The 26579-nt window shown below is 67.7% G+C and carries 32 protein-coding genes; 19 read left to right on the top strand and 13 right to left on the bottom strand.

From position 1 onward, the window contains the following. The 5 genes from A8G15_RS31060 to A8G15_RS10370 all read left to right on the top strand — a co-directional run. The coding region (locus tag A8G15_RS31060) for a hypothetical protein (RefSeq protein WP_068158787.1) at positions 1–590 on the top strand (590 nt) is incomplete at its 5' end. Between the two features lie 6 nt (positions 591–596). Next, a complete protein-coding gene (locus A8G15_RS10385) occupies positions 597–1232 on the top strand; it encodes a hypothetical protein (protein WP_068158785.1) in 636 nt (211 codons plus the stop codon). Continuing rightward, a complete protein-coding gene (locus tag A8G15_RS10380; RefSeq protein WP_082899805.1) occupies positions 1229–1978 on the top strand; it encodes a DUF1707 SHOCT-like domain-containing protein in 750 nt (249 codons plus the stop codon). Before A8G15_RS10385 ends, A8G15_RS10380 begins: the two co-directional genes overlap by 4 nt. 129 nt (positions 1979–2107) lie before the next feature. Then, the gene (locus A8G15_RS10375; RefSeq protein ID WP_068158784.1) at positions 2108–2662 is read left to right on the top strand and encodes a PadR family transcriptional regulator; all 555 of its coding nucleotides are present in this window, start codon (positions 2108–2110) and stop codon (positions 2660–2662) included. Then, a complete protein-coding gene (locus A8G15_RS10370) occupies positions 2655–3749 on the top strand; it encodes an inositol-3-phosphate synthase (protein ID WP_068158782.1) in 1095 nt (364 codons plus the stop codon). The genes A8G15_RS10375 and A8G15_RS10370 overlap by 8 nt, the downstream gene beginning before the upstream one ends. A gap of 160 nt (positions 3750–3909) precedes the next feature. Here the strand turns inward: A8G15_RS10370 and A8G15_RS10365 are convergent, their stop codons facing one another. Genes A8G15_RS10365 through A8G15_RS10355 form a run of 3 tightly spaced genes read right to left on the bottom strand, consistent with a single transcriptional unit; the run spans position 3910 to position 6976 of the window. Then, positions 3910–4671 carry an SDR family oxidoreductase gene (locus A8G15_RS10365; protein WP_068158780.1) on the bottom strand — a complete coding sequence of 254 codons (762 nt, stop codon included), beginning with the start codon at positions 4669–4671 and terminating at the stop codon, positions 3910–3912. Then, complete coding sequence (locus A8G15_RS10360) at positions 4672–5733, bottom strand: phosphotransferase family protein (protein WP_068158778.1); 1062 nt, start codon at positions 5731–5733, stop codon at positions 4672–4674. Between the two features lie 10 nt (positions 5734–5743). Further along, positions 5744–6976: an acyl-CoA dehydrogenase family protein gene (locus A8G15_RS10355; protein WP_068158776.1), complete on the bottom strand. Its 1233-nt coding sequence runs from the start codon at positions 6974–6976 to the stop codon at positions 5744–5746. Between the two features lie 43 nt (positions 6977–7019). Here A8G15_RS10355 and A8G15_RS10350 point away from each other — a divergent pair, with 43 nt between their 5' ends. Continuing rightward, on the top strand, positions 7020–7607 hold the full coding sequence (locus A8G15_RS10350; protein WP_068158774.1) for a TetR/AcrR family transcriptional regulator: 588 nt from the start codon (positions 7020–7022) through the stop codon (positions 7605–7607). A gap of 36 nt (positions 7608–7643) precedes the next feature. Here A8G15_RS10350 and A8G15_RS10345 read toward each other — a convergent pair whose 3' ends face one another. The 7 genes from A8G15_RS10345 to A8G15_RS10315 all read right to left on the bottom strand — a co-directional run bounded on the left by A8G15_RS10345 (position 7644) and on the right by A8G15_RS10315 (position 16115). Beyond that, positions 7644–9770 (bottom strand): transglycosylase domain-containing protein, encoded by a 2127-nt coding sequence (locus A8G15_RS10345; RefSeq protein ID WP_068158773.1) that lies wholly within the window; start codon positions 9768–9770, stop codon positions 7644–7646. 148 nt (positions 9771–9918) lie between these two features. Beyond that, positions 9919–10113 (bottom strand): hypothetical protein, encoded by a 195-nt coding sequence (locus A8G15_RS10340; RefSeq protein WP_068158766.1) that lies wholly within the window; start codon positions 10111–10113, stop codon positions 9919–9921. After that, on the bottom strand, positions 10110–10961 hold the full coding sequence (locus tag A8G15_RS10335; RefSeq protein ID WP_068158764.1) for a carbohydrate ABC transporter permease: 852 nt from the start codon (positions 10959–10961) through the stop codon (positions 10110–10112). Before A8G15_RS10335 ends, A8G15_RS10340 begins: the two co-directional genes overlap by 4 nt. Continuing rightward, positions 10958–12067 carry a carbohydrate ABC transporter permease gene (locus A8G15_RS10330; protein WP_068158762.1) on the bottom strand — a complete coding sequence of 370 codons (1110 nt, stop codon included), beginning with the start codon at positions 12065–12067 and terminating at the stop codon, positions 10958–10960. The genes A8G15_RS10335 and A8G15_RS10330 overlap by 4 nt, the downstream gene beginning before the upstream one ends. A 19-nt stretch (positions 12068–12086) precedes the next feature. Then, the gene (locus A8G15_RS10325; protein ID WP_068158759.1) at positions 12087–13367 is read right to left on the bottom strand and encodes an ABC transporter substrate-binding protein; all 1281 of its coding nucleotides are present in this window, start codon (positions 13365–13367) and stop codon (positions 12087–12089) included. Between the two features lie 155 nt (positions 13368–13522). Further along, a complete protein-coding gene (locus tag A8G15_RS10320) occupies positions 13523–14596 on the bottom strand; it encodes an ABC transporter ATP-binding protein (RefSeq protein ID WP_068158756.1) in 1074 nt (357 codons plus the stop codon). A 70-nt stretch (positions 14597–14666) separates the two neighbouring features. Next, a complete protein-coding gene (locus A8G15_RS10315; RefSeq protein ID WP_068158753.1) occupies positions 14667–16115 on the bottom strand; it encodes an alanine/glycine:cation symporter family protein in 1449 nt (482 codons plus the stop codon). 104 nt (positions 16116–16219) lie between these two features. On the opposite strand from A8G15_RS10315, the gene A8G15_RS10310 reads away from it, so the two are divergent. Together A8G15_RS10310 and A8G15_RS10305 are read left to right on the top strand one after the other, a co-directional pair. After that, the gene (locus A8G15_RS10310; RefSeq protein ID WP_068158751.1) at positions 16220–17026 is read left to right on the top strand and encodes a DUF2786 domain-containing protein; all 807 of its coding nucleotides are present in this window, start codon (positions 16220–16222) and stop codon (positions 17024–17026) included. Continuing rightward, a complete protein-coding gene (locus A8G15_RS10305) occupies positions 17023–17538 on the top strand; it encodes a TIGR04338 family metallohydrolase (protein ID WP_068158749.1) in 516 nt (171 codons plus the stop codon). The genes A8G15_RS10310 and A8G15_RS10305 overlap by 4 nt, the downstream gene beginning before the upstream one ends. Before the next feature lie 36 nt (positions 17539–17574). Here the strand turns inward: A8G15_RS10305 and A8G15_RS10300 are convergent, their stop codons facing one another. Continuing rightward, on the bottom strand, positions 17575–17799 hold the full coding sequence (locus A8G15_RS10300; protein ID WP_068158748.1) for a hypothetical protein: 225 nt from the start codon (positions 17797–17799) through the stop codon (positions 17575–17577). 251 nt (positions 17800–18050) lie between these two features. On the opposite strand from A8G15_RS10300, the gene A8G15_RS10295 reads away from it, so the two are divergent. From A8G15_RS10295 to A8G15_RS10250, 10 genes are read left to right on the top strand one after another with little or no spacing between them, the layout of a single operon-like run. Beyond that, the gene (locus A8G15_RS10295; protein WP_068158791.1) at positions 18051–18752 is read left to right on the top strand and encodes a hypothetical protein; all 702 of its coding nucleotides are present in this window, start codon (positions 18051–18053) and stop codon (positions 18750–18752) included. A 5-nt stretch (positions 18753–18757) separates the two neighbouring features. Beyond that, positions 18758–20041, top strand: a complete 1284-nt coding sequence (locus A8G15_RS10290) for an SRPBCC family protein (RefSeq protein WP_068158745.1) — start codon at positions 18758–18760, stop codon at positions 20039–20041. Then, complete coding sequence (gene gvpJ, locus A8G15_RS10285; protein ID WP_211270144.1) at positions 20038–20439, top strand: gas vesicle protein GvpJ; 402 nt, start codon at positions 20038–20040, stop codon at positions 20437–20439. The genes A8G15_RS10290 and gvpJ (A8G15_RS10285) overlap by 4 nt, the downstream gene beginning before the upstream one ends. Before the next feature lie 2 nt (positions 20440–20441). After that, positions 20442–21245, top strand: coding sequence for a GvpL/GvpF family gas vesicle protein (locus tag A8G15_RS10280; RefSeq protein ID WP_068158743.1), 804 nt, complete (start codon positions 20442–20444; stop codon positions 21243–21245). Between the two features lie 3 nt (positions 21246–21248). Continuing rightward, positions 21249–21494 (top strand): gas vesicle protein GvpG, encoded by a 246-nt coding sequence (locus tag A8G15_RS10275; protein WP_068158741.1) that lies wholly within the window; start codon positions 21249–21251, stop codon positions 21492–21494. 14 nt (positions 21495–21508) lie between these two features. After that, positions 21509–21841, top strand: a complete 333-nt coding sequence (locus A8G15_RS10270) for a gas vesicle protein GvpO (RefSeq protein ID WP_068158739.1) — start codon at positions 21509–21511, stop codon at positions 21839–21841. After that, positions 21838–22245, top strand: a complete 408-nt coding sequence (locus A8G15_RS10265) for a gas vesicle protein (protein ID WP_068158737.1) — start codon at positions 21838–21840, stop codon at positions 22243–22245. Before A8G15_RS10270 ends, A8G15_RS10265 begins: the two co-directional genes overlap by 4 nt. Then, entirely contained in the window at positions 22235–23023 is a 789-nt protein-coding gene (locus A8G15_RS10260; RefSeq protein WP_068158734.1) for a GvpL/GvpF family gas vesicle protein, read from the top strand. The genes A8G15_RS10265 and A8G15_RS10260 overlap by 11 nt, the downstream gene beginning before the upstream one ends. Beyond that, entirely contained in the window at positions 23020–23211 is a 192-nt protein-coding gene (gvpJ, locus tag A8G15_RS10255; RefSeq protein WP_068158732.1) for a gas vesicle protein GvpJ, read from the top strand. The genes A8G15_RS10260 and gvpJ (A8G15_RS10255) overlap by 4 nt, the downstream gene beginning before the upstream one ends. Then, positions 23208–23507, top strand: coding sequence for a gas vesicle protein K (locus A8G15_RS10250; RefSeq protein ID WP_068158730.1), 300 nt, complete (start codon positions 23208–23210; stop codon positions 23505–23507). The genes gvpJ (A8G15_RS10255) and A8G15_RS10250 overlap by 4 nt, the downstream gene beginning before the upstream one ends. A gap of 6 nt (positions 23508–23513) precedes the next feature. Here the strand turns inward: A8G15_RS10250 and A8G15_RS10245 are convergent, their stop codons facing one another. Together A8G15_RS10245 and A8G15_RS10240 are read right to left on the bottom strand one after the other, a co-directional pair. Further along, the gene (locus A8G15_RS10245; protein WP_068158727.1) at positions 23514–24650 is read right to left on the bottom strand and encodes an acyl-CoA dehydrogenase family protein; all 1137 of its coding nucleotides are present in this window, start codon (positions 24648–24650) and stop codon (positions 23514–23516) included. A gap of 9 nt (positions 24651–24659) precedes the next feature. Next, entirely contained in the window at positions 24660–25832 is a 1173-nt protein-coding gene (locus A8G15_RS10240; RefSeq protein ID WP_068158725.1) for an acyl-CoA dehydrogenase family protein, read from the bottom strand. A gap of 111 nt (positions 25833–25943) precedes the next feature. Here A8G15_RS10240 and A8G15_RS10235 point away from each other — a divergent pair, with 111 nt between their 5' ends. After that, positions 25944–26579 carry a TetR/AcrR family transcriptional regulator gene (locus tag A8G15_RS10235; protein WP_068158722.1) on the top strand — a complete coding sequence of 212 codons (636 nt, stop codon included), beginning with the start codon at positions 25944–25946 and terminating at the stop codon, positions 26577–26579.

The raw sequence follows: 26579 nt of genomic DNA, 5'->3' as shown, positions 1-26579 counted from the left end.
TCGCCGGGATCGCCGCGGCGATCGCGGTCGCGCTGGGAGTGGCGGTCGCTGTCTCGTCCGGGGACGATTCGCCGGAACCCGAGCCCGCAGTACCTGCCGGTGAGGCCGCGCCCGCCGCCGCAGATCCGATCGCGGTCGAGCCCATCGTGGTCGAACCGGTCCGCCCGCTCGAGCCGGGTGGTTTCCGGCGCGTCGTCGACGGTTACCGAGCGGAGTTCGGCGACACCATCGCGTACGAGATCACGTTGTATCCGAAGCGGGCGGGCGCGGGGCGCGCCCTGCCCGAGGATCCCGGCCGCATCGTGTCCTACGGGTTCGAGGGTGGCTGGCAGCGGTCGAGTACACCGACGTCGTCACGGTTCTCCGGCTACCGCGATTTCGATGCGGGCCTGGTCGATGCCGCCGCCCTCGACGACCTGCTCGTGCGCGCCCCCGCATTGCTGGGTGCACCGGACGGCGCGGTCACCCACGTCGTCATCCGGGACGACGGCATTCCCACGACGAACATCTATGTCGACTACGGCAACGACCGCGGAAACGGATATCTGAAGGCCGGATTCGACGGGTCCGTCCTCCGCGAGTACAGGTGAACGCTTGTGAAGACCGAACAGCATTCCGCCGTGGATGCCCCGGGCGCCCGACGCCGCGACCGGCTGTTCGTCGTGGGAGTTCTCGTGGTGGCCGTGGTGTGCGGTGTCGCGACCTTCCGCTGGGTGCAGCCGGAACCGGCCGCGTCCACGGCGGCCGAGGACACCGGCTCCAATGCGGTGGTCGAACCGATCGTGGTTCCGACCCCGCGGCCGGCGACGGCAGAAGGTATCGAGCAGTTCCGCGCCGACCTCCGCGAGCATTTCGGTGATGCGGTCGTCGACGAGGCGTATCTGTCGGCCGAGATCGCGTCCTTCGACAAGGCGCTGACGGACTCGCCGAATCGCGTCGTGTCCTACACCTATCGCGGCGGGATCAGCGCCGACCGCGACCCGGTCACCCGCGACGTGGACACACCGGTGTTCGACCTCGCGACCGTCGATGTCCCGCTGCTCGCGCGCTACCTCGCGGGTGCGCCGCAGTCGACCGGGGTTCCGGACGGAACGGTGAACAGCATCTCGCTCGAGACGACCGAGCACGGGAACGTCGTGCGGATCTCGGTGTCCAACCCGGCGCAGGAGAGCGGGTCGATCACGCTGTCGCCGGAGGGGAACCTGCTGTCGGTCTCGGAGTTCGCGCCGTGAGCGCGTCCGGGCCGGCGGGCCGGCGGGCACGGGACACCGATCGCGCGGACGTGTGCGGCCGCCTGGACGCGGCACGCGAGGACGGGCAGATCGACGACGCCGAGCACGTCACGCGCATCGCCGCGGCGAAGTCGGCGCGCATCCTCGGCGAACTGGATGTACTGGTCGGCGACCTGCAGGGGCCACCGTTGCTGCGACCGCTCGTGCGGGCGGGGGAGCCGCTTCCCCGGCGGTGGCTGTTCGCGTCCGGCGCGGTCGCCGCGGGTGTGGCGATCGGCGCCGTCGCCGGGCTGATCGTTCCGCCCGGCGCCGGGGGACCGGCGGGGTATCGGCTGACAGCGGACGGGTTCGCGCGGTTCGTCGACGACTACCGGGCGGAGTTCGGGGACACGATCGCCGACGAGATCAGCGCGACCGAGGATCAGGTGTACGTCGTGCGTCAGGACGGCCCGGGTACGTCGATGTCGTATCTGTACGACGGCCGGTTCCGGAAGTTCGGCGGGTCGTCGTCCCGGTCGTCGGGGGTTGCCTTCGACATGTCCGCGATCGACCTGCGGCGGCTGGCAGGTCTGGTCGCGGGAGCGCCCGCGACCACTCGTCTTCCGGACGGCAGCGTCGACCAGATCCGTGCCGGCGGGAGCGACCACACGCTCGCGATCCACGTCGAGGACGACCGGGAGCAGCGCGGTCACCTCGAGGTCGCGTTCGACGGCACGGTGCTCGCGGTGTTCCCGTATCGCCCCTGAGCGGGCACGTCCGGCCGGCACGGCGCGACGAACCTATCGGTTCGGAGTATCGTCGTATATATCGGTGCGATATAGTTTCGCGTCGTATCACGTCGGTTGTTCGACCGGGAGAATCGAGGAGGGAACCCGTTGCTCGAACTGGCAATCCTCGGGCTGCTTCTCGAATCCCCCATGCACGGTTACGAGCTCCGCAAACGACTGACCGGGCTGCTGGGCGCATTCCGCGCCTTCTCCTACGGGTCCCTCTACCCGACGCTGCGCCGCATGCAGGCGGACGGCCTCATCGAGGAGGACTCCGGAGTACCCGGCACGGTCAGGCGGGCCCGCCGCGTGTACCAACTGACGGCCGCCGGTCGGGAACGCTTCAGCGAATTGGTTGCCGACACGGGACCGCAGAACTACACCGACGACGGATTCGGTGTGCACCTCGCCTTCTTCAGCCGCACCCCCGCCGAAGCGCGGATGCGGATTCTCGAGGGCAGGCGCCGCCAGGTCGAGGAGCGCAGAGAAGGGCTCCGCGACGCGATCGGACGGGCGAGCGGCACTCTGGATCGCTACACCCGTCAGCTCCACCAGCTCGGTCTCGAATCCAGCGAACGCGAAGTCCGCTGGCTCAACGAACTGATCGCCGCCGAGCAGTCGACAGCACCCAGCAAGAAAGAAGGAGAACCCGACCATGGGTGAGAACAACACCTCGGTGCGCGTGGCCATTGTGGGCGTGGGGAACTGTGCCTCGTCCCTGGTCCAGGGCGTGCAGTACTACAAGGACGCGGACGAGAGCTCGACCGTCCCCGGCCTGATGCACGTGAAGTTCGGTTCCTACCACGTGCGCGACGTCAAGTTCGTCGCCGCGTTCGACGTCGACGCCAAGAAGGTCGGCTTCGACCTGTCCGAGGCGATCCTGGCGTCGGAGAACAACACCATCAAGATCGCCGACGTCCCGCCGCTCGACGTTCCCGTCCAGCGCGGCCCGACCCTCGACGGCATCGGCAAGTACTACTCGCAGACCATCGAGGTCTCCGACGCCGAGCCCGTCGACGTCGTCCAGGCCCTGAAGGACGCGCAGGTCGACGTCCTCGTCTCCTACCTGCCGGTGGGCTCCGAGGAAGCCGACAAGTTCTACGCCCAGTGCGCCATCGACGCCGGCGTCGCGTTCGTCAACGCCCTGCCCGTGTTCATCGCCTCCGACCCGGAGTGGGCCGAGAAGTTCCGCGCGGCCGGTGTCCCGATCGTCGGCGACGACATCAAGAGCCAGGTCGGCGCGACCATCACCCACCGCGTGATGGCCAAGCTGTTCGAGGACCGCGGCGTCGTGCTGGACCGCACCTACCAGCTCAACGTCGGCGGCAACATGGACTTCAAGAACATGCTCGAGCGTGAGCGCCTGGAGTCGAAGAAGGTTTCCAAGACACAGGCCGTGACGTCGAACCTGAACGGCCCGCTGGCCGGCAAGGTCCACGACCGCAACGTCCACATCGGCCCCTCGGACTACGTGGAGTGGCTCGACGACCGCAAGTGGGCGTACGTCCGCCTCGAGGGTCGCGCATTCGGTGACGCCCCGCTGAACCTCGAGTACAAGCTCGAGGTCTGGGACTCGCCGAACTCCGCCGGCATCATCATCGACGCCATCCGCGCGGCGAAGATCGCCAAGGACCGCGGCCTCGGCGGCCCGATCCTCCCGGCGTCGGCGTACCTGATGAAGTCCCCGCCGGTCCAGATGGCCGACGACAAGGCTCGCACCGAACTCGAGGCCTTCATCATCGAGGCCTGAGTCCCAACGGGTACCGACTCCGTATCTGCGCGGGTGGCGGTGGACGATCTTCGGATCATCCACCGCCATCGGCGTTTCCGGTCGACCGCGAGGCCGTTCGAGTACGGCGGTCACGCGGTGATGGGAACCATCACCCTGATAGACCGAATATTGGTTCCCATCACCCGAATCTGGCGACGACGGACAGCGGTAGCACCTTCATCGCGTAGGCGATCGGTGTCCACGGCCACGTCGGGACGTACGCCTTCCCCGGTTCCTTCTCGATGGCCGCGGCCAGAGCGCGGCAACCGGTTTCGGTGTCGACGATGAACGGCACCTTCTTCACCTTCTCGTTGATCTCCGAGCGGATGAATCCCGGGAAGACAGTGCTGACGTCGATGCCGGTCTTCGCGAGATCCGCGCGCACACCCTCACCCAGCGCCCCCACCGCCGCCTTCGACGCCGCGTAGGTGGTGAGATTGCGGGGCATGCCCCGCATCGCGCTCACCGACGAGATCAACACGAGGTGACCGGCATCGCGCGGCCGGAACAACTCGAGCGCCGCCTCGCTCTGCGCGAGCGCCCCGAGGAAGTTGGTGCGAGCGGTCGCGGCATTGGCGTGGAAATAGCCGGTGCCCAACGGTTGTCCCTTACCGAGGCCCGCGTTGACGATCACCCGGTCCAGACCACCGAGCTCCTCGTCGAACTCCCGGAACACGCGGAAGACGTCGTCGTGCGCGTTCACGTCGAGGCTGCGGATCGCGACGGTGATCTGCGGGTGCGCGGCGAGCAGCTCGTCGCGCAGTTCCTCGAGCCGTTCGGTACGCCGCGCCGCCAGCGCGAGATTGCGTCCGCGCGCGGCGAATTCACGCGCCATGCCACGGCCCAGGCCCGAGCTGGCACCCGTGATGAGGATGTTCCTGCGTGTCGTGCCTCTGTCCACTTACTTCCCCTCCAGAGTGTCGATCAGTTCGTTGCAGCGGGTGTCCAGATATCCGACGGCGACCCAGAAGTGCTCGAACGCCGGGTTCGTCGTCTGACCGTGGTGGTAGCGGTAGTAGATCTGCTGCGCGATCACCGCGAGCCGGAACAACCCGAACACCTCGTAGAAGCCCCAGTTGTCGATGGGCAGACCGGTACGCTCCCCGTAGTGTTCGACGATCTCGCGGCGGGTGAGCATGCCCGGCAGATCCGACGGCTGCCGCTTGGTGGCCAGCATCATCGGATGATCGTCGGCCTGCACCCAGTACGCGAGACTCGAGCCGAGATCCATCAGCGGGTCGCCGATCGTGGCGAGTTCCCAGTCGAGCACGGCACGCGGCGTCAGGTCGTCGCCGAGAACGACGTTGTCGAGCCGGAAATCACCGTGGATCACCCGGGACGCGATGTCGGCCGGTTGGTTGGCCGCGAGCCATGCGGTCACGCGGGCGAAGTCCGGGACGTTGTCGGTGCGCGCGGCGGCGAACCGCTTGGTCCAGCCCGCCACCTGCCTCGCCACATATCCCGAACCGCGGCCGAATTCGGCGAGACCGGAGGTCTCCGGGTCGACACCGTGCAACTCGACGAGAAGATCGATCACCCGCAGGCACAGGTCACGGGTGTTCTCGGGCGTGAGTCCGAGGTCGTCCGGTGGCGCCGTTCGCAGGATGGTTCCGTCGACCTTCTCCATGACGTAGAAGTCGCTGCCCAGCACCGACCGATCCGTGCACAGCCCGATCATCGTGGGCACGTGCGGATACACGGGCGCGAGCAGCGACTGGATGCGGTGCTCGCGGGACATGTCGTGGCCGGACGACGGCTTGGCACCGGCCGGCGGGCGGCGCAGCACCAGATCGCGGTCCGGATAGCGCAGCAGGTAGGTGAGATTGGATGCGCCGCCGGCGAACTGACGCACCTCGGGCACTCCGGTGATTCCGGCGTGTTCGGCGAGCCACGTCGCGACGGCGGCGACGTCGAAGCTGTCCTCGTCACGGACCGGCCGGGCGTTGTCGGGAAGGCTGCTCACGAGGTCCCCTCTAGTTGTACTTGCCGAGTTCGAACCTGGCCACGAGACCCTGATGCACCTCGTCGGGACCGTCCGCCAACCGCAGTGCGCGTGCGGCGGTCCACGCGCCGGCGAGCGGGAAGTCGTCGGAAAGTCCTGCACCGCCATGGATCTGGATGGCGAAGTCGACGACCTGCTGGACGACGCGCGGTGTGGCGACCTTGATCTCGGACACCGCGGAGCGGGCTCCGGCCAGGCCCTGGGTGTCGAGCAGCCACGCGGTGTTCAGGACCAGCAGACGCAGCTGGTTGATGGCGATGCGGGCGTCGGCGATGCGTTCACGGTTGCCGCCGAGGTTGGCCAGCGGCTTGCCGAACGCGACGCGCTCGAGACCGCGGCGGCATGCGAGTTCGAGGGTGCGCTCGGCGAGGCCGATCAGGCGCATGCAGTGGTGGACGCGGCCGGGCCCGAGACGGCCCTGAGCGATCTCGAATCCGCGGCCCGGGCCGGCGATGATCGCGTCCAGCGGCAGGCGCACGTCGGTGAACGACACCTCGCCATGGCCGCCGGGTTCGTCGTAGAAACCCATCGTGGACAACATCCGCTCGACCTTCACACCGGGTGTGTCGATCGGCACGAGCACCATCGAATGTCGTTGGTACTTGTGGGCTTCCGGGTCGGACAGGCCCATGAAGATCAGGACCTTGCAGTCCGGGTGGCCGATGCCGGTGCTCCACCACTTGCGGCCGTTGAGGACGACCTCGTCGCCCTCGACGATCGCGGTCGCGGCCATGTTGGTCGCGTCGGAGGAGGCGACGTCGGGCTCGGTCATGCAGAACGCGGAGCGGATCTCGCCGTCGAGCAGCGGACGCAGCCAGCGGTCCTTCTGTTCCGCGCTGCCGTAGTGGTAGAGGACCTCCATGTTCCCGGTGTCCGGGGCGTCGCAGTTGAAGACCGCGGACGCGAACTGGGAGCGTCCCATCTCCTCGGCCAGCGGTGCGTATTCGACGTTGGACAGGCCAGCGCCGAGCTCCGGGTCGGGGAGGAACAGATTCCACAGCCCCTGTTCCCTGGCCTTGCGCTGCAGCTCCCGGAACTCGGGCGGCACCGACCAGGTGGCGTCGCCGGAGCTGTCGCCGCGCTGCGCGAACGGTTCGACGCGCGCCGCGCGCAGCGTCCGTTCGACGGGTTCGACCTCCGTGGCGATGAAGGTGCGCAGACGTTCGAGGTAGTCGCGGGAACGTTCCGACCGGGCGAAATCCATGGGGCCTCCCTCTAAATGAGCAATGCTCAGTTAGAGTATCGGGGTGACCTCAGCACGACAAGCACCATCGCAGTCCGCCCCCCGGCGGCGGCTGCCTCCGGAGGAACGCAAACGGCAACTCGTGGCCATCGGCCTGCAGGAACTCGCCGTGCGTCCCATCCACGCGCTGTCCGTCGACCGGGTCGCCGAGATCGCCGGCATCTCCCGTGGCCTGCTCTTCCGCTACTTCCCGACCAAGCAGGACTACTACGCCGCGGTCGTCGGGGCGGCCGCCCGCCGCCTGCTCCGCGCCGCCGTCCCGGACCCCGGCGACGACGACCCGCTCCGCGGTGTCGTGCGGGCCTTCGTCTCGTTCATCGACCGGCACGGCCGCAACTACCAGGCGCTGTTCCACGGCGGCTTCGGTCACGACCCGCAGATCCGCGAGATCCACGAGAACGTCAAGACGACCATGACCGCGCGGATCCTCGATGCCACCGGCACCGCCGCGAGCACCGCCACGACCATGAAGCTGCGCGGGTGGTGGTCGATGGTCGAGTCCGTCGCGATGGACCGCACCACCGACCCGTCGGTCACGGTCGACGACGTCGTCGACTTCGCCGTGCGCACGCTGCGGCCCGTACTGACGTGACAGCGCGCCGGTCCGCGGCGGGCGGCCGAGCGCCCGTCAGCCGGGAATGTTGATCGTGATCCCGGGGAACACCTCGATCTGCTGCGGCAGCTCGATCGGCACGTCCGGGATGTTCACCGGCGGTGCCTGCAGGGTGATCGGCGGTAGTTCCGGCAACTGCAACTGGGGGACCGGGGGACCGGTCGTCGTCGGTTCGCTGATCCCCGCATCGGCGGGCACTCCCGCCTGACCGGCGATCGGCGCCGGCCACGGGAAGCTCTCGGCCTCGGTGCCCTCGAGGGCACCGTCCATCGTGCCCTTCCAGATGTCCGACGGCAGGCCCGAACCGTAGATGGAGCCGCCCCAGCTGTTGACGATGGCCTCACCGTTCGGGGTGCCGACCCACACCGCCGTCGACAGCGACGGCGTGTACCCGACCATCCAGGCGTCCTTGTTCAGGCCGGTGTCGCCCAGCTGGGTCGTGCCCGTCTTCGACGCCGACGGGCGGCCCCCGGCCAGCGCGTGACCGCGCGAATACGCGGCGATCGGCATCATGGCCTGCGTGACGTTGTCGGCGACCGCCGAATCGATCCGGGATTCACCGGGGGAGGAGGGACGGTCGAGCAGCACGTCGCCGTCGGCCGTCTCGACCCGCTGCACGAAGAACGGCTCGTGGAAGGTGCCGGACGCGGCGAGCGTCGCATAGGCCGACGCCATGTCGATCACGCGCGACTGGTACTGCCCGAGCACGATCCCACCCTCGGGCTCGCCGCCCTCGTGGCTCAGCGTCGTGCCTTCCACCCCGGGGATGGTCATCGGGATGCCGGCGTCGTGCGCGGCGTCGGCGATCGCCTGCGGCCCGTTGTCCATCGACATCATCAGCCGGTAGAAGCTGGTGTTGAGCGACCGTTTGAGCGCCTCGGCGATCGTGCACTTGCCGCAGGAGGCACCCTCGACGTTGCCGATCTCGACGCTGCCGACGGTCAGCGGCGAACTGTCGTAGCGGGCGTTCAGGCCGATGCCCTGCTGGAGCGCCGCCACCAGACCGAAGACCTTGAACGACGAACCGGTCTGCAGCGGCGCCTGCGCGAAGTCGAAGCCCGCACCCTCCTCACCGCCGTAGTAGGCGCGCACGGCACCGGTACGCGGGTCGATCGACACGACAGCGGTCCGCAGGCTCTCGTCCTCACCTTCGAGCGTGCCGCGCGCGCTGTCGATCGCCGCCTGCTGCGCCACCGGATCGATCGTCGTGGTGATGCGCAGACCCTCGGTGTTCAGCGTCTGCTCACTGATACCGGCGGCGGACAGCTCCCGCAGCACCTGGGTCTTCAGATGGCCTTCGGGACCGGTCGAGTCGTTCTGCTGCGCAAGCTGGTTGGGGGGCACCGTCGGCGGGAACTGCTGCGCGGCGCGTTCACCGGCATCCAGCGCACCCATCTCGACCATGCCGTCGAGCACGTACGTCCAGCGGGCCTCGATCGCCGGCCTGTTGTACTCCGGATCCAGCGACGACGGGCTCTGGATCACCCCGGCGAGGACCGCACCCTCCGACACCGACAGCTCACCGACCGGCTTGCCGAAGTACGCCTCCGACGCCGCGGCGATGCCGTACGCCCCGCGTCCGAAATAGATGGTGTTCAGATAGGCCTGCAGGATCTCGTCCTTCGACCATTCGCGGGCCATCTTGGTGGAGACCACCAGCTCCCGCATCTTGCGCGTGATCGTCCGGTCCGCGCCGACCAGCACGTTCTTCACATACTGCTGGGTGATCGTGGAGCCACCGCCCGCGGTGTCCTTGCCCATCACGTTGTCGCGCGCCGCGCGCGCGAACCCGGAGACCGAGAAACCCGGATTGCTGTAGAAGTTGCGGTCCTCCGCGGAGAGCACCGCGTTTCGGACATGGTCGGGGACGTCCTCGATGTCCACCTCGGTGCGATTGCCCTCGGGCGGCACGATCGTGCTCATCACCGTGGTGCCGTCGGCCGCGAAGATCGTCGCGACCTGATCGTTCTTCATGTCGGAGGGACGCGGAACGTCGACCGCGGTGTACGCCAGCGCGAAACCGACGCCGGGCACGATCACCAGGAGCGCCACGACGGCGAGCACCAGGTAGCGGACAGTGCGCCACCCCCGTGACTTCGCGGGGGTGGCAGGTTTGGGCGTCGACGTCGACGAGGAACTCACACGGGCTACTTTCTGCCGAAATCCGGGCTCGACCGATCATCGCACCCTGTCATTCGTATGGTACGGAGTCGACCGCAAGTGTGATCGACAGCGCACGGGCCGTGCCCGTGCGTCGCTCCCGATCGCCGGGGGACCGGCGGCCACCGGGCTATGGACGGGTTCGCCGCCAGGCCCGGAACGCGAAACCCCACGCGATCGCGAACCCGAGCAACACCAGCGCCGGGACGATGCCCGGCGCCGGGGACCGCAGCTCGGCGACCGCGCCGATCAGCGCCATCACCGTGAACACGGTCAGGAACCCCAGCAGCATCTCGAGCCGCTGCTGCCGGGGAACCCGCCTCACGACTTCACGCCGCCCGCGGTCAGGCCCGCGATGATGCGACGCTGGAAGATCAGCACCATGATCACCAGCGGCACCATCACCAGCGTGCCACCGGCCATGATCGACGCGTACGGCGTCACGTACGGGTCGGTGCCGGTGAACCGCGCCATGGCGACGGTCACCGGTGCGGTCTTCTCGTTCGACAGCTGCGACATGAGCAGGTACTCGTTGACGGTCGCGATGAACGCCAGGATCGCAGTGGTGAACATGGCCGGAGCGGCGAGCGGGAGCATCACCAACCGGAACGCCTGCCCGCGCGTCGCGCCGTCCATCCGGGCGGCCTCCTCGAGTTCCCACGGCAGTTCCGAGAAGAACGAGGTGAGCGTGTACACCGTCAGCGGCAGCACGAACGAGATGTTCGGGATGATCAGCGCCTGGTAGCTGCCGATCCAGCCGATGTCGGTGAACAACTGGAACAGCGGGGTCACCAGCGCCACCACCGGGAACATCGACGCGCCGAGGATGATGCCGGTGACGAAGTACTTGCCGCGGAAATCGAACCGGGACAGCGCGTAGGCGGTGAACACACCGAGGAGCAACGCGACCGCCGTGGTCGCGCCCGCGATGATCACGCTGTTGATCAGCGCACGGGAGAAGTTCACCTTCGCATCCGGGTCGAGCGCGTCGGCGAAGTTCTGCAGCGTCGGGTTCGCCGGCCACAGCGACGTGCTGAACGTCTCGGACGGGTCGCGCAGCGCGGTGACGATCATCCAGTAGCAGGGCGCCAGACCCCACAGGACGATGAGGATCACCCCGGCGTACGTACCGGCCGAGCGCATCGTCGTACTGCCTGCACCGGGCGTGCTCATCCGACATCTCCCTTCCGCTGCGCCTCCTGCGTCTGCACGGCGTTGGCTCCGAGGAACCGCACCAGCACGAACGCGACCGCGAAGATGACGAGGAACGTGATCGTCGACAACGCGGATGCCGAGTTGGCGCCCTGACGCATCTGCTCGACCACGAGCACCGAGATCGTGGAGGTCGCGGGGTTCGAGCCCATCATGATGGCGGGCAGGTCGTACATGCGCAGCGCGTCCATCGTGCGGAACAGGATCGCCACCATCAACGCCGGTTTGACCAGCGGCAAGGTGATCATCTTGAAACGTTGCCAGGCGTTCGCGCCGTCGACCTTCGCGGCCTCGTACACCTCCGCCGGGATCATCTGCAGCCCGGCGAGGATCAGCAGCGCCATGAACGGCGCGGTCTTCCACACGTCCGCGACGATGATCGCGAAGCGGGCCGGCCACGGATCCGCCGTCCACAGGATGTCCGTGCCGAGCATCTTGTTGGCGATGCCGTCGTTGGCGAAGATGAAGAACCACAGTTTCGCGGTGACGGCCGTCGGGATCGCCCACGGAATCAGCACCGACGCGCGCAGCAGGCCGCGCCCGCGGAACGATTTCGCCATCACGACCGCCATCGCGAACCCGATGACGGTCTCGAGCGAAACCGTGACGACGGTGAAGAAGAACGTGTTGCCGAGGGACTGCCAGAACTGGGAGCCGAGCGTGCCCGGCGGGCACGGGATCGTGCCGGTGGCGGTGCCACAGGTCTGCGTGATCCAGCGCACGTAGTTCTCGATGCCGACGAATCCGCCGGTGACGAACCGGCCGGTCTCGGGATCGAGTTTCTTGGCGTCGCCGTGCAACGACATCCACACCGCCCGCCCGAGCGGGTACAGGATGACGACGGCGAGCACGACGAGGGACGGCGCCACGAACACCCACGGAGGGATGCGGCGTCGCTGCTTCGCTGCGGGTGCGCTCGGCTCCGGAGGTTCGGTGACCCGGTGCCGTCCGTGCACACGACCGCGGTCGGGACCGGTGTGTTCGGCCCCGACCGCGGAATCGTGTGGCGGATCCGCGGGAGCCGGTCGGCCACCTTCATGACCAGCATGGACCTGCGGTTCTGCCATGGGTACTGCTCCTAGTGGATCAGTTGCCGGCGGTTTCGATGCCGGCCTCGATGTCGGCGAGCGCCTGCTCGACGGTCTTCTCGTTGCGGATCGCCGCGTACGAGTTGCTCGAGATCGACGTCGACACGTTCGAGTAGTACGGGGTGGACGGACGCGGCTTCGCGCTCTCGAGCGCTTCCTTCAGCGTCGAGAAGTACGGGAACTGCTCGAGGATCGCCGGATCGTCGTACACCTCGGCGAGGACCGGCGCGCCGCCGACCTCGGCGTAGTACGTCTGCGACTTGCGGGTCTGCATGAACTCGAGGAAGTCACGCGCGGTTGCCGGCGCATCCGAGAACGCGCTGATGCCGACGTTGTAGCCGCCCAGGGTGGAGACGCCCGGCCCGTCGACACCCGGGAGGACCGCGATGCCGTAGTTGCCGGCGATCGACGAGGACTCACCGTCGGTGTAGAAGCCCGGCCACGTGCGCAGGAACAGGGCCTTGCCGTCGCCGAACGCGGTCTGCGACTCGCCTTCGGTGTAGGTCTGCGCGGCCGCCGGGATCGTGCCGTCGGCGAAACGGTCGACGATGAACTGCAGACCCTCGCCGGTCTTGTCGGTGATGTCGGCGCTCAGTCCGTCCGAGCCGACGAAGCTGCCGCCGAACGCGTTGACGATCTCGGTGACGTTGACCGTCAGGCCCTCGTAGTCCTTGAACTGGCCGAGGTAGCAGTCGATGCCCGCCTCCACGGCCTTCGGGCACTCCGCCTGCAGTTCCGACCACGTGGCCGGCGCCTTGTCGACGAGGTCCGTGCGGTAGTAGAGGAACGCGGCGTTGGTGTTCTTCGGTGCCGCGAACAGGGTGCCGTTGTAGGTGCCGGACTCGACGGTCGCGGGCAGCAGGCCTTCGGTGGCGATCTCGTAGTCGCCCTCGAGCGGCAGCAGCCAGCCGTTGGCGGCGAACTCGGCGGTGTTGGTGACGTCGACGGCGACGAGGTCGTACTCGTCGCTCTTCGCCTGCATACGCTGGGCGATGTCGGCGTACTGGTCGTCGGCTTCCTTCGCCAGCGGCTTGAAGGTCACCTTCTCGTCCGGATGCTCCGCATTCCAGTCGGCGATGATGTTCTCGAGCGCCGCGTTCAGGGGATCCTGTCCCTCGACGATGGTGATCGGGCCGCGCCCTTCGCCGGCTGCGGCTGCCGTCGTGCCACTGCTGTCGCTGCCCGAGTCGCTGTCGGACGAGCAGGCCGTCAGGACCAGCAGCGACGCCGCCGACGCAGCGATCGCTGCCCGGCGGACCGCCTTCGTGTTCAGAACCATGGATTACTCCCGTTCGGTTTAGGAAAACTCCTCGTCGGCCGCCTGTGGCGACCGACACCGGCACCTACTCTGGCACGCGAGACCGGGAAAAGGGGATATTGTGCCCATCCTGAATCGGTCATGTCCGCTCCCGCGAGCCGTGTCTCCGGCCGTGCTCAGCCGAGCCGGCGACCGTCCTTCGTCGAGAACACGTGCACCTGTTCCGGGTCGAAGTTCAAATAGATCCGCTCGCCCTTCTGCGGCGGGTTCCGCCAATCACCGCGGGCGACGATCTGCTGCTGCAGGCCCGCGACGATCGCGCGGCCGTACACGTAGGCGTCGGACCCGAGTTCCTCGACGACGTCCACGTCCATCGCGAGGCCGTACTCGGAGATCTGGATGTGCTCGGGCCGGATACCGACCACGACCTCGGTGTCGTGGACCTGCCCCACGACATCGCGCGGGATCGGCACGTACGTCTCACCGAGGATGGCGCCGCGATCGAACACCGGGAGCGTGAACAGATTCATCGCAGGTGACCCCATGAATCCGGCCACGAACACGTTGGCGGGCTTGTTGTAGAGCACCCGCGGCGATGCGCACTGCTGCAGGATGCCCTTCTCGAGGACCGCTACACGATCACCCATGGTCATGGCTTCGACCTGGTCGTGGGTGACGTACACGGTGGTCGTGGCCAGGCGGCGCTGCAACTGCGCGATCTGGGTGCGGGTCTGCACGCGCAGCTTCGCGTCGAGGTTCGACAGCGGCTCGTCCATGAGGAACACCTGCGGCTGCCGGACGATGGCACGGCCCATCGCGACGCGCTGACGCTGACCGCCGGACAGGGCCTTCGGCTTGCGATCGAGGTACTGCTCGAGGTCGAGCATCTTCGCGACCTCCTCGACCCGGGCGCGGATCTCCGCCTTCGGGGTCTTCGCGAGCTTGAGCGCGAACCCCATGTTCTCGGCGACCGACATGTGCGGGTAGAGGGCATAGTTCTGGAACACCATCGCGATGTCCCGCTGCTTCGGGTCCTGCGCGGTGACATCGTTGTCGCCGATGAGGATGCGGCCGCTGTGGACCTGCTCGAGACCGGCGAGCATGCGCAGCGACGTGGACTTCCCGCAACCCGACGGACCGACCAGTACGAGGAACTCCCCGTCCTCGATCTTCAGATCCAATGCGTCGACCGCCGGCGTGTTCGAGCCGGGGAACAGGCAGGTCGTCCTGTCGAAGGTCACCGAGGCCATCGCAGATCCTTTCCGCAGCGGGCATGCGCGTGCGGTACGGGAATCTACCGTGTGCCCCGCGTATCGACGATCACGGCCGCGCCGACGGGGTCGGTTCGACATCGACATCCTCGTCGTCCCACACCTGGATTCCCTTGATACCCGGGACGTCACCGCGACGGAAGATCGGATCGCGTCCCTGTTTCCGCTGGCCGGAGTAGTGGTGGAACAGGGCGTAGGCGATTCCCGACAGGGGAATCAGCGCGATCAGGTTGACGGTGGCCATCACTCCCATCGCGAGGTCGGCGAGCGCCCACACCAGCGGCACCGATCCGATGGCACCGAGGAACACGCACACCACCACGAGGGAGCGCAGATACGGCAGGACCTTGCGGGAACCGGTCAGGAACTCGACGTTCGATTCGCTGTAGTAGTAGTTGCCGATCACCGATGTGAACGCGAGGAAGGAGATGAGGACCGCGAGGAAATGCACGGTCCAGTCACCGAGCTGCAAGGCCAGCGCGTTCTGCGTCAACGTCGCGCCGGCGAGACCGGAACCGAAGTCCGGCTCCGACAGCAGAATGATGAAGGCGGTGATCGAGCACACCAGCCACGTGTCGAAGTAGACGCCGAGGCTCTGCACGAGACCCTGCTTGACCGGATGCGACACCGACGCGGTCGCACCCGCGTTCGGCGCCGACCCCATACCCGCCTCGTTCGAGAACAGGCCACGCCGGATGCCGTTCATGAACGCGGCGGCGATCCCGCCGCCCGCCACTTCACGAAGACCGAACGCATTCTCGAACACAAGGCGGAACATGCCGGGCACCTCCTCGATGTTGAGGATCACCACGATGATCCCGATGATCAGATAAGCACCGGCCATAACCGGAACCACCACCTGCGACACACTCGAGATGCGGCGCACCCCGCCGAAGATCACGGCCGCGACCAACACCGCCACGACCGCGCCGATCCCGACCTGAAGCACGGTGGTCTTCTCGCCGGCCGAACTCGCGACCGCATCGACGATCGAGTTCGTCTGCACCGCGTTGAACACGAATCCGTAGGTGACGGTGATGATCACCGCGAAGACCATGCCCATCCATCGCTTGCCGAGCCCGTACTGCATGTAATAGGCGGGACCGCCCCGGAAGGCGCCCTTGTCACGGACCTTGTAGAGCTGGGCGAGCGTCGATTCGACAAAGGCGGTGGCCGCCCCGATCAGGGCCATGACCCACATCCAGAACACTGCTCCCGGTCCGCCGACACTGATCGCGATCGCAACGCCGGCGACGTTGCCCGTTCCCACGCGGGACGCAGCGGAGATCGAGAAGGCACGGAACGCCGAAATGCCCTTCTCGCCGTCCGGCAGGGTCCGGGGTTTCTCGACGATCGACCGGAGCATGTCGGGAATCAACCGGATCTGGATCACCCTCGACCGGATGGTGTAGTACAGGCCCGAACCGATCAGCAACGCGATGACCGCGTGCCAGAACGAATCGTTGACATCGGTGACGAAATCGACTGCGGCGTCCATTTTCGTATGGTGCCCGGTCGACGATGTTCTCGCCGACTTTTCCGCCCCCCGCCGGAGCCCGGGACGCGCACGGCCCGTCGCCGCCGACGCTCTACCCTCGACACGTGAGTTCCGACCGGATGCTGACCAGAATCGGAGGCCTGCTCCGGCAGGCCGAATCGACCGACAACCAGCACGAGGCCGACGCGTTCCTCGCAGCGGCGCAGCGTCTGGCGACCGCGTCGTCCGTGGATCTCGCGGTCGCGCGTGCCCACACCGCCTCCCGGGAACGCCGGGTCACGCCGGTGCAGCGGCTCGTCACGATCGGGGAACCCGGAAAGAGGGGGCTGCGCACGTACGCGCAGTTGTTCCTGGCGATCGCCGCCGCCAACGACGTGCAATGCGACATCACCGCAACATCCACCGTCATCTACGCGTACGGGTTCGCCGCCGACATCGACGTGTGCGAAGCGCTGTACTCGTCACTGCTGGTGCAGATGGTGCGGGCATCGGACGCGTACCTGCGCGCCGGCAGTTACCGGGAGGAGACGACGGTGCGGACGATCGTCGAGCAGCGCGGCGGCCGGCGGGTACGCACGCGGGTGCGCAAGCCCGTCGCGGGGGTGACCGCGCGCCTGAACTTCCAGTCGGCGTTCGCGGCGCGGATCGGGGCGCGGCTGGCCGAGACGAAACAACAGACCGAGCAGGAGGCGGAGGTCGCGGTGCCCGGCACCCAGCTTGCATTGCGCGACAAGCAACTCGAGTTGCGCGATTTCTACAGCAGCACGTCGCAGGCGCGGGGAACCTGGCGTGGCAACCGGACGACCGTGCAGTCCTCGGACGCGCAGCGCGCCGGGGACCGGGCCGGGCGGCGGGCGAGCCTGGGGACGGCGCCAGAGCTGCCGTCCGGTGGCCGGAGGCTGACGCGATGACCCGGGTCCGGGATACCCAGCGGGCGGCGGTGTACGAGGCCGAATCGTTGGTACGCCGGATGTTCGACCGCGCCGACGAGCGGGGGATCCGCGTCGTGGAGATCGCCGGATCCCACATCACACTGCCGGTGGAGCGCCGCTTCGCGTCCATCGAGTCGGTGCAGTCGTATCTGGATGCGGTGCTGGCCCTGAACTGGGTGCGGGCCCGCTGGCCGCGTGCCTCCGTGCGGGTACGGGTGCGGGCGCGTGCCGGGAACACGGCCGCGCACTACGAAAGCGATTGCGCTGTCATCGCGCTGCCGGAGCACCGGGCCAACACGGCGTGGGCGTTCCGGGAACTGGTGGTCCTGCACGAACTGGCACACCACCTGGATCCGTCCGATCCGGACGATCCGGCCGAACCGGCACACGGTGCGGCGTTCGTCGAGCGGTTCCTGTCGCTGGCGGGCGAGATCATCGGGCCCGAGGCGGCGTTCGCGTTGCGCGCGTGCGGTTTCGTCGCATGCGAGTGACAGGCGTGTGATTCCCGGTCGCCGATTCGTGACCGTTCAGGGCATGTCGGAGCGACGGCGCGTCCACCGCCGGATCTTCGAGCGGCCCTGCCGCGCAGCATGGATCACGTTGTCTCCCAGCTTTTTCGACTCGGCGACGAGGCGTTGGCGGGTCCCCTTGTCCTCCATGCGCGAATTTCCGGTCCAGCGACCGTAGGCCTGCTTCGCCTTACCGGCGGCCGCCTCGGCACCGTGCCTGATCCTGTTCGCGAGGTGAGCCATGACGCGCTCCTGTTCCGCGGCCGCACTTCGGTAGTTCTCCGGACGAATCGGGTGTACCCCGCATCCGGGCCGGGAAACCGGGAGCGACATACCGACCGGTCCGCATCTTAGTACCGAAGATCAACTCCGGTTTGATGTTTCGCAAAGTGTGACGCAGGTTACTCCAGTCCCACACGCCGGGCGGACGCCCGCTGCAGAGTGTCGATCGCCGACTCGTCCGGGCGGACGGGTCGCAGCCGAAGGAGATGACCATGAAGGGTGGAGCACGAATTGCCGTGGGTGTCGGCATCGGCTACATGCTCGGACGTACCCATAAGATGCGACTCGCCCTGATGCTCGCGGGTGCGGGCCTGAGCGGACGCCTCCCCGGGACCCCCCAGGAATTGATGAAACGCGGTGTCTCCGCTCTGGGATCCTCACCGGAACTGGGCAAGATCACCGAATCCGTTCGGGGCGAACTGCTCGGCGCGGCACGCGCCGCGGCCGTCACCGCCGCGAGCAATCAGATCGACTCGCTCAACGAACGACTCCAGCAGGGCGGGGGTCTGCTGCGCAGCAAGAGCGGCGGCCGGGCCGAGGACGAGGGCGCGGAGCAACCCGAGGACGAATACGACGAAGAGGACCAGGGCACCGAGGAGGACGAGTCCACCGGCGCCGCCGATGAAGAGGACACGGGCGACGAGGACACGGGCGACGAGGACACGGGCGACGAGGACACGGGCGAAAAGGACACCGAGGAAGAAGATTCCGAGCCGGAGCGGAAACCCGCGAAGAAGCGGCCCGCGGCCCGTCGCCGGACCTCCGAGAGTGCTTCGTCGACACGAACGCGCTCGGCACCGCGCCGGAAGAAGGCCGACGAGGACGACGAACAAGCACCCAAGGCACGCCGGCGTAGCTCCCGGACCGAGAGTTCGACGTCCGGGCGCGCCCCCGTGCGTCGTACGAGGAGCTGAATCCGATGACCAAGGCACTGTCCGATACGACCCGCAAGGTTGGTAGGGCCGCGACCGGCGCGGCGGGAAAGGCCGGAAAGACTGCCACCGGCGCCGCCGGCCGAGCAGGTAAGGCGGCAACGGGCGCGGCCGGCCGCGCGCAGAAGGCGGCGGGCGCGGCCACGCCCACGGGGCATCTGCAGAGCGCCCTCCAGAGTCTCGCCGGAACCGTCACCGAACGGGCGGTGGACACCGTCAGCGACAAGATCACCGGGACGGCGGGGCGGCTCCACGACTACGCCGAAGGCACCGGCAACACGGGCCTGTTGTCGGCGCTGACCGGTGTCGAGAAGCTCTCGGAAGGCGCCTCGCCGATGAAGGCCGCCATGAGTGCCGGTCTGGAGGGAGTCAAGAACACCGCCAAGCAGAAGTTCCAGGACGTGAAGGAGTCGTTCGGCGGCGGGGGCCGTAAAGGCTCGGGCGGCAAGAAGATCAAACTCACCAACATCGTCGAGCAGATCGATGTCGGAGTGCCCGTCCGGCTTGCCTACGACCAGTGGACCCAGTTCGCCGACTGGCCCAAGTTCATGAAGAAGGTCGAGCAGGTCGAGCAGGCCGCCGACGAGAAACTCCAGTGGACCGGCAAGGTCTTCTGGTCGCGCCGGAACTGGGAATCGACGATCCTCGAACAGGTTCCGTTCGAGCGGATCGTGTGGCGTTCCAAGGGCGGCAAGGGTTACATCGACGGCGCGGTCACCTTCCACGAGATCACCGAGAACCTCACCCGGATCGTCCTGGTGCTCGAGTACCACCCTCAGGGCCTGTTCGAGAAGACGGCGAATCTGTGGCGAGCCGTGGGACGGCGATCCAGACTGGAACTCAAACACTTCCAGCGTCACGTCATGACCGAGAGCATCCTGCACCCCGACGACATCGAGGGATGGCACGGCGAGATCCACGAAAGCAAGGTGGTCAAGGACGACGAGACGGCGCGCCGCGAGGAGCAGGAGGAAGAAGAGGAAGGGAACGAAGAGCAGGACGAATACGAGGAGGAGCCGGAAGAGGGCGGAGAGCCGGAGGAAGACGAGGAGCCCGAGGAAGACGAATACGACACGGACGACTACGACACGGACGACTACGAGGACGAGGACGAGTACGACGACGAGACCGATGGCGAGGAGGGTGAGCCCGAGGAGGACGTCGAAGAGGAAGACGAAGCCGAGGAGGAACCCCCTGCTCGCCGTAGGGCCACCGCACGCGGCGGCCGAGCACGATCCACGTCCGGCACGAGCCGAGGAGCCAGGAAATGACCATCCAACCCGCCGGTGGCGGCGGTGGCGGCACGATGGCGCGCCCGAATTCGTCCGGGCTCGCCGAAGTCATCGACACCATCCTCGACAAGGGCCTCGTGATCGACGCGTTCGTGCGGGTGTCCCTCGTCGGGATCGAACTCGTAACGATCGACGCCCGGGTCGTGGTCGCCAGCGTCGACACCTATCTGCGGTTCGCGGAGGCCGTGAACCGTCTGGAGATCTCCGACAACGAGCCCAAGGGGCTACCGGATCTCGTCGGGGACATCACCTCGGGCGGTGCGAAACACAAGACGAAGGGAGCACTGGAAGCAGCCAGCGAGAAGGTCGCCGATTTTCTCGGCGACGTCGACGAGAAGCGCCAGCACGCGCCGCGCGGATCGAAACGAGGTGAGTAACGATGACCGACACGTCGGCGGATGAACGCACACCGGAAGAGCAGGGGATCACCGGCAGCACGGGCATCTACGTCTACGGCATCGTGCCCGCGGACGTGGAAGCGGAATCGGACGCCACCGGTGTGGGCACCCCCCCGAGCGGGGTCTCGGTGGTGCGGCGCGGGGAGATCGCGGCACTGGTCAGCGAGGTTCCGGTAGACCGGCCGCTCGGCACCCCGGACGATCTGAAGGCCCATGCCGACCTGCTGGACGGCACGTCGGCCGTCGCACCGGTGCTACCCCTGCGGTTCGGGGCGGTGCTGTCGGACGAGGACGCGGTGAGCGAGGAACTGCTCGCCGCGCACGAGGACGAGTTCGAGGCTGCGCTGAAGGAACTCGAGGGCCGCGCCCAGTTCGTCGTCAAGGCGCGTTATGTCGAAAAGGCCTTGCTCGGTGAGATTCTCGACGAGAACGCGGACGCGGCGCGGTTGCGTGAGGAGATCCGTGACAAACCGGAGGATGCTACCCGTGACGCGCGGATGGCCCTCGGCGAGATCATCAGCCAGACGATCGAAGCCAAGCGTGCCGAGGACACGCAGCGGGTGGTCGAGGCGCTCGAGGAACTCGATCCGATGGTGAACCTCCGGGATCCGACGCACGACGAGGACGCCGCGCACGTCGCGATTCTCATCGAGTTGTCCCGGCAGGGCGACCTCGAGGACATCGTGCGTTCGCTCGCGGAGGAGTGGGACGGCCGGGCGAAGATGGATCTCCTCGGACCGATGGCCGCCTACGACTTCGTGATGAAGCGAGCGCCGGAGGACTGAGCCGTGGGTCTGATCTCGTCCATCGTCACCCTGCCGATCGCACCGATCCGGGCCGTGATGTGGCTGGGTGAACTCATCCAGGACCAGGTCGAGCAGCAACTGCACGACCCGGCCACCATCCGGCGTGAACTCGAGGAGATCGACGAGGCAGCTGCCGCCGGGCGGATCACCGACGAGGAGAAGGCCGCGGCGCAACAGGCCGTCCTCAACCGGATGATCCGCCCGGACACCGGTGCACCGCCGGTCTAGGGAAGAAGATCAGGATGGCCGGACGAACGACACGCAGGGACAGCGACAGTGCTCCCGAGCCGGAACCTCTGCCCCCTCTGTCCGCGGCGGAGGTGGCGCGCATCGCCATCGAACATCTCACCGAACTGACCACGAAGGAACCACAGGGCGCCACCTCCGTGGAGCCTGCCGACGACGGTTGGACCGTCGAGATCGAGGTGATCGAAGATCGTCGCATCCCGTCATCGGCGGACATGCTCGCTCTCTACGTGGTTGAGCTGGACCTCGATGGAAACCTGTTGTCCTACCGCAGAACCAAGCGCTACGGCCGCGGTAGCACCGATCTGGGGCGAGGGGGCACGACATGACGGTGATGGGCGGCGGTTCGTCGACTCCGCAACCCTACGGCGGCGGTCACCAGTCGACGAATCTCGGCGACATCCTCGAGCGGGTCCTCGACAAGGGTCTGGTGATCGCCGGCGACATCCAGGTGAACCTGCTCGACATCGAACTGCTCACCATCAAGTTGCGCCTCGTGATCGCGTCGCTCGAGACGGCCAAAGCCGTGGGCATCGACTGGTGGGAGAGCGACCCGTGGCTGAGCAGCAAGAGCCACCGGGAGAGTATCGAAGGCGCACAACAGGATCTGGAACTCGAGAATCGCAAGCTGCGGGACCGGATCGCGGAACTCGAGGCCGGGCGGACGAGAGAATCCGCCGCGGTCGAGGACGCCGGCGTCGAGGATGCCGAGGTGACCGACGATGACCGCTGATCACGGGGTGTGGGTGTACGCGGTGACCGGCGCCGGACTACCCGAGGACGCAGGGCACGACGTGGCCGGTGTCGCCCGCGAAACGATCCGCACCGTGACCGCTGCCGGACTCACTGCCGTGGTCGGCACGGTGCCGCTCGGTGAGTTCGGCGAGGAAGCCCTGCGGTCCAACCTCGAGAATCTCGACTGGCTCGAGACGGTGGCACGCGCACACGACGGCGTCGTGTCGGCGGTGGTGCGCCGCGCTCCGGCGATTCCGCTGCGGCTGGCGACGGTATATCGCGACGACGATAGGGTCCGCGACGTACTCGATGCCCGCCGTGCGGATTTCGAGGAGGCACTCGCACTGGTCACCGGCCGCACCGAGTGGGGAGTGAAGGCCTACGCGGATCTGGACGCGATCGCCGCGAGCGCGGTGGAGGCGGCGGGATCGGGCGCCGAGAAGGGAACGGGTACCGCCTATCTCCTGCGGAGGCGGGCACAGTTGTCGGCACGGGACGAGGCGGAGCGTGTCGCCACAGGGGATGCCGACGCGCTTCACTCACTGCTGCTGCGGTGCGCGGCCGCGGGCCGGCGGCAAGCACCGACCGACCCGACGATCAGCGGACGGCGCGACCGGATGGTCCTCAACGGAACCTATCTCGTGGACGACGACCGTCGCGACGAGTTCGCCGAGGCGGTCGCGGCAGCGCGTACCCGCTTCGACGGTCTCCACCTGGAGCTCACGGGTCCGTGGCCTCCCTACTCCTTCGCCGGTGCCGACCGGGGGAACCCGTGAGCGAACTGCCGGAGGAGCGGCGGGTCGCGCTCGTCGACCTGCTCGACAGGGTGCTGGCCGGTGGTGTCGTCATCGTCGGGGATGTGGTGCTCTCCGTCGCCGACGTGGACATGGTGCGCATCTCGTTGCGCACGCTGATCTCGTCGGTCCGCGCTGTCGCCGAGAAACAGGGGATCGAAGGACCGTGACCGAATTCGGCGGGCTGCCACCGCGTATCGACTCCGACCCGGAATCCGTGGAACGGGGTCTGGTCACCCTGGTATTGACCCTCGTCGAGCTCCTGCGCCAGTTGATGGAACGGCAGGCACTGCGACGGGTCGACCAGGGTGACCTGAGCGACGAGCAGGTCGAACGCATCGGCACCACGCTGATGCTGCTCGAGCAGCGCATGGACGAGCTGCGCGAGCACTTCGGCCTGACGCCCGAAGATCTCAACATCGATCTCGGCCCCCTCGGAACCCTGCTCCCGCGGGACCCGCCCTGAGCGGGATCAACTGCCGGTGACGTCGACCCGGTCGTGATCGGCGACCGAACCGGCCAGGACCCGCAAGTGGTCCTCGGTGCTGCCGAGAGTGTGCTCGATCGCGGTCAACCGGCTCACGTAGTGCCCGACCGGGTACTCGGCGGTCATACCGATACCGCCGTGCATCTGTATCGCTTCCTGCCCGATGCTGCGGGCGGACCGACCGACCTGCAGCTTGGCACGCGAGGCGATCGTCGGGTCGACGATGCCGTCGGACAGCGCCATCGTCGCGTACAGGCTCAGGCTCGAGGCCAGCTCGAGCAGCACGTACATGTCCGCGGCGCGGTGGGTGAGGGCCTGGAACCTGGCGATGGGAGCGCCGAACTGCTTGCGCTGCTTCAGGTATTCGGTGGTCAGGCGCAGTGTTTCCTGCATCGCACCGACCGCCTCGGCGCACAGCGCGGCCTGGGCGCCCACCTGCGCGGCGACGATCGCGGCCGTCGCGTCGGTCACGGCTCCCAGGGGCTCGGCCACGGCACCGTCGAGGTCGAGCTGGGCGCCGCGCCGTTCTTCGTGGGTGCGGTAGGCCGTGCGGGTCACGCCGTCGGCGGTCGCATCGACGAGGAAGAGCCCGGTACCGCCTTCGCGGAGTGCCGCGGACACCACCAGAAGTTCGGCGCAGTCGCCGTGCAGCACAGGGTTCTTGCGGCCAGTCAGGGTCCAGGAACCGTCGGCGCGGGTCGCGACGGTCGACACGCCGGCGGACGGCCAGCGGCTGCCCGGCTCGTCGTGCGCGAACGCGAGCAGCAGATCACCCTCGGCGACGCGCGGCAGGATCGCGGCGCGCTGCGCGTCCGTACCGGCCGCGGCGACGAGCCCACCCGGCGTGTACACCGCGTCGAGCAGCGGTTCCGGTGCGAGTGCCCGGCCGATCTCGGTCATCACGGCCATCGTCTCGACCGGTCCGGCGCCCATACCGCCGTGTTCCTCGGGGAACGGCAGGCCGAGCAGCCCGAGTTCGGCGAACTGCCGCCACACCTCCGGGTTCCAGCCTCGGTCGGTCGCGGTGGCCGCGTTACGGGTTTCCGCGTCGTACACCCCGGACAGCAGGTCGCGGGTGGTCTTGCGGAGCAGATCCTGTTCGGTGTCGAGTTCGAAATTCATGGTGGCTGCTCACAATCCGAGAATGGAGGAGGCGATGATCTGACGCTGGACCTCACTGGATCCGCTGTAGATCGAGACCTTGCGGTTGTTGAGGTAGACCGGGGCGGCGCGCTGCGCCCAGTCGGGTGACTCGATGCCGTCGGCACCGACGGGCAGCGAATCGGGGCCGGCGATGTCGGCGAGCAACTCGGTCGCGGCCTGCTGCAACTCCGAACCGCGCAATTTCAGCAGCGAGGACGCCGGATTCGGTTTGCCGTCCGCGGAACTCGCCACGACGCGCAGCTGGGTCAGTTCCAGTGCCAGCAGTTCGTTCTCGAGTTCCGCGACGCGCGCGGCGAAGAGCGGGTCGTCGAGCAGCGAACCGGATTCGAGACGGACCTCCGCAGCGAGCTTCTTGGCCCGGGCGATGCGGACCTTCGTGGCACCGACCCGCGCGACACCGGTGCGCTCGTTGCCGAGCAGGAATTTCGCGTAACTCCAGCCGGCGTTCTCCTCACCGACGAGGTTCTCGGCCGGTACGCGCACATCCTCGAAGAACACCTCGTTGACCTCGTAGCCGCCGTCGATCAACTTGATCGGACGGACCGTGACACCGGGCGTCTTCATGTCGATGAGCAGGAACGAGATGCCGGCCTGCCGTTTCGGGGCGTTCGGATCGGTGCGGACGAGCGCGAAGATCCAGTCGGCGTGCTGCGCGAGGGTCGTCCAGGTTTTCTGGCCGTTGACGATGTAGTCGCCGCCGTCGCGGACCGCGCGGGTCTTGAGGGAAGCGAGGTCCGATCCGGCTTCGGGTTCGGAAAAGCCCTGGCACCACCAGATGTCGAGATTCGCGGTCGCGGGGAGGAATCGCTCCTTGAGTTCCCGGGACCCGAATTCGGCGATGACGGGACCGACCATCGCGGTGTTGAACGGGAGCGGGTCGGGGACGGAGGCGAGTTGCAGTTCGTCGAGCCACAGGTGCCGCTGGACCGAGGTCCAGTCCTTTCCGCCCCATTCGACGGGCCAGTGGGGTACGGCCAGTCCGTGGGCGTTGAGGATCTTCTGGCTGGTGACGATGTCGTCGCGGCCGAGCGGGCGGCCGGTGGCGACGCGCTCGCGGAGTTCGGCGGGGATCTCGGTGGTGAAGAACGTTCGCAGTTCGTCGCGGAATGCGAGTTCCTCGTCGGTGAGCGTCAGATTCATGGTGGCCTTCCGTCCCGGTGGTGAACGCGAACACACGCGGCTCCGCGTCGTCCCGACGATAATCCGTACACTGTTAGGATGTCCAGGTCCCCGCTTCGAGGAGGCTGACGAATGGCCCGGCCCCGGACCCCGCTGCTGAGCCGGCAGCTCATCCGCGACACCACTCTGCGGATGATCGACGAACACGGCCTCGGCGACGTGTCGATGCGCCGGATCGCCACCGAACTGGGGGTGCGTGCACCTTCGCTCTACACCCACTACGCCACCAAGGACGCGCTGCTCGACGACATCGGCAACCACATCGCCGAGCAGGTCGACGTCTCCCGATTCGAGACGGACGACTGGCGGGACGCGCTGCGCACCTGGGCACGGTCGTACCGGGCGGCGCTGGCCGCGCATCCCAACATGGTTCCGTTCCTCGCATCGAGCCCCGGCTCGCGGTCCGTGGCCCTCGACCGGGCGGATGCCGTGCACGGTGGCCTGACCCGCGCGGGCTGGCCGCCGCGCACCGCAACGCTCATCGGCGCATCGGTGAAGTACATCGTGATCGGCGCCGCGATCGCCTCGTTCGCCGGTGGGTTCCGCGGCGACCGCGACACCTACGACGAGCGCTACCCGCACCTGTCCGACGCGCACCGGCTCGCCGAGCACGCCGCGGAGATCGATCACGACAGTTTCGAGCTGGCTCTCGAGTCGTTCATCCTCGGTCTCGAGCCGCAGTTCGCCGCCCTCGACGGTAGCCGCTGA

This window comes from Rhodococcus phenolicus, assembly GCF_001646785.1.
GTDB lineage: Bacteria > Actinomycetota > Actinomycetes > Mycobacteriales > Mycobacteriaceae > Rhodococcus > Rhodococcus phenolicus.
The sequence above is the reverse complement of the archived record's forward strand: the minus strand, read 5'-3'. Positions and strand labels throughout refer to the sequence as shown.

Bases quoted from the DNA above. Each gene is read 5' to 3' on its own strand.
- A8G15_RS10355 (WP_068158776.1), bottom strand. From the start codon at position 6,976: ATGGATTTCGCCCGGTCGGAACGTTCCCGCGACTACCTCGAACGTCTG.
- A8G15_RS10325 (WP_068158759.1), bottom strand. From the start codon at position 13,367: ATGGTTCTGAACACGAAGGCGGTCCGCCGGGCAGCGATCGCTGCGTCG.
- A8G15_RS10260 (WP_068158734.1), top strand. From the start codon at position 22,235: ATGACCGCTGATCACGGGGTGTGGGTGTACGCGGTGACCGGCGCCGGA.
- A8G15_RS10270 (WP_068158739.1), top strand. From the start codon at position 21,509: ATGGCCGGACGAACGACACGCAGGGACAGCGACAGTGCTCCCGAGCCG.
- A8G15_RS10335 (WP_068158764.1), bottom strand. From the start codon at position 10,961: ATGAGCACGCCCGGTGCAGGCAGTACGACGATGCGCTCGGCCGGTACG.
- A8G15_RS10315 (WP_068158753.1), bottom strand. From the start codon at position 16,115: ATGGACGCCGCAGTCGATTTCGTCACCGATGTCAACGATTCGTTCTGG.
- A8G15_RS10295 (WP_068158791.1), top strand. From the start codon at position 18,051: ATGAAGGGTGGAGCACGAATTGCCGTGGGTGTCGGCATCGGCTACATG.
- A8G15_RS10290 (WP_068158745.1), top strand. From the start codon at position 18,758: ATGACCAAGGCACTGTCCGATACGACCCGCAAGGTTGGTAGGGCCGCG.
- A8G15_RS10235 (WP_068158722.1), top strand. From the start codon at position 25,944: ATGGCCCGGCCCCGGACCCCGCTGCTGAGCCGGCAGCTCATCCGCGAC.
- A8G15_RS10370 (WP_068158782.1), top strand. From the start codon at position 2,655: ATGGGTGAGAACAACACCTCGGTGCGCGTGGCCATTGTGGGCGTGGGG.
- A8G15_RS10245 (WP_068158727.1), bottom strand. From the start codon at position 24,650: ATGAATTTCGAACTCGACACCGAACAGGATCTGCTCCGCAAGACCACC.
- gvpJ (WP_211270144.1), top strand. From the start codon at position 20,038: ATGACCATCCAACCCGCCGGTGGCGGCGGTGGCGGCACGATGGCGCGC.
- A8G15_RS10305 (WP_068158749.1), top strand. From the start codon at position 17,023: ATGACCCGGGTCCGGGATACCCAGCGGGCGGCGGTGTACGAGGCCGAA.
- A8G15_RS10330 (WP_068158762.1), bottom strand. From the start codon at position 12,067: ATGGCAGAACCGCAGGTCCATGCTGGTCATGAAGGTGGCCGACCGGCT.
- A8G15_RS10240 (WP_068158725.1), bottom strand. From the start codon at position 25,832: ATGAATCTGACGCTCACCGACGAGGAACTCGCATTCCGCGACGAACTG.
- A8G15_RS10265 (WP_068158737.1), top strand. From the start codon at position 21,838: ATGACGGTGATGGGCGGCGGTTCGTCGACTCCGCAACCCTACGGCGGC.
- A8G15_RS10320 (WP_068158756.1), bottom strand. From the start codon at position 14,596: ATGGCCTCGGTGACCTTCGACAGGACGACCTGCCTGTTCCCCGGCTCG.
- A8G15_RS10280 (WP_068158743.1), top strand. From the start codon at position 20,442: ATGACCGACACGTCGGCGGATGAACGCACACCGGAAGAGCAGGGGATC.
- A8G15_RS10300 (WP_068158748.1), bottom strand. From the start codon at position 17,799: ATGGCTCACCTCGCGAACAGGATCAGGCACGGTGCCGAGGCGGCCGCC.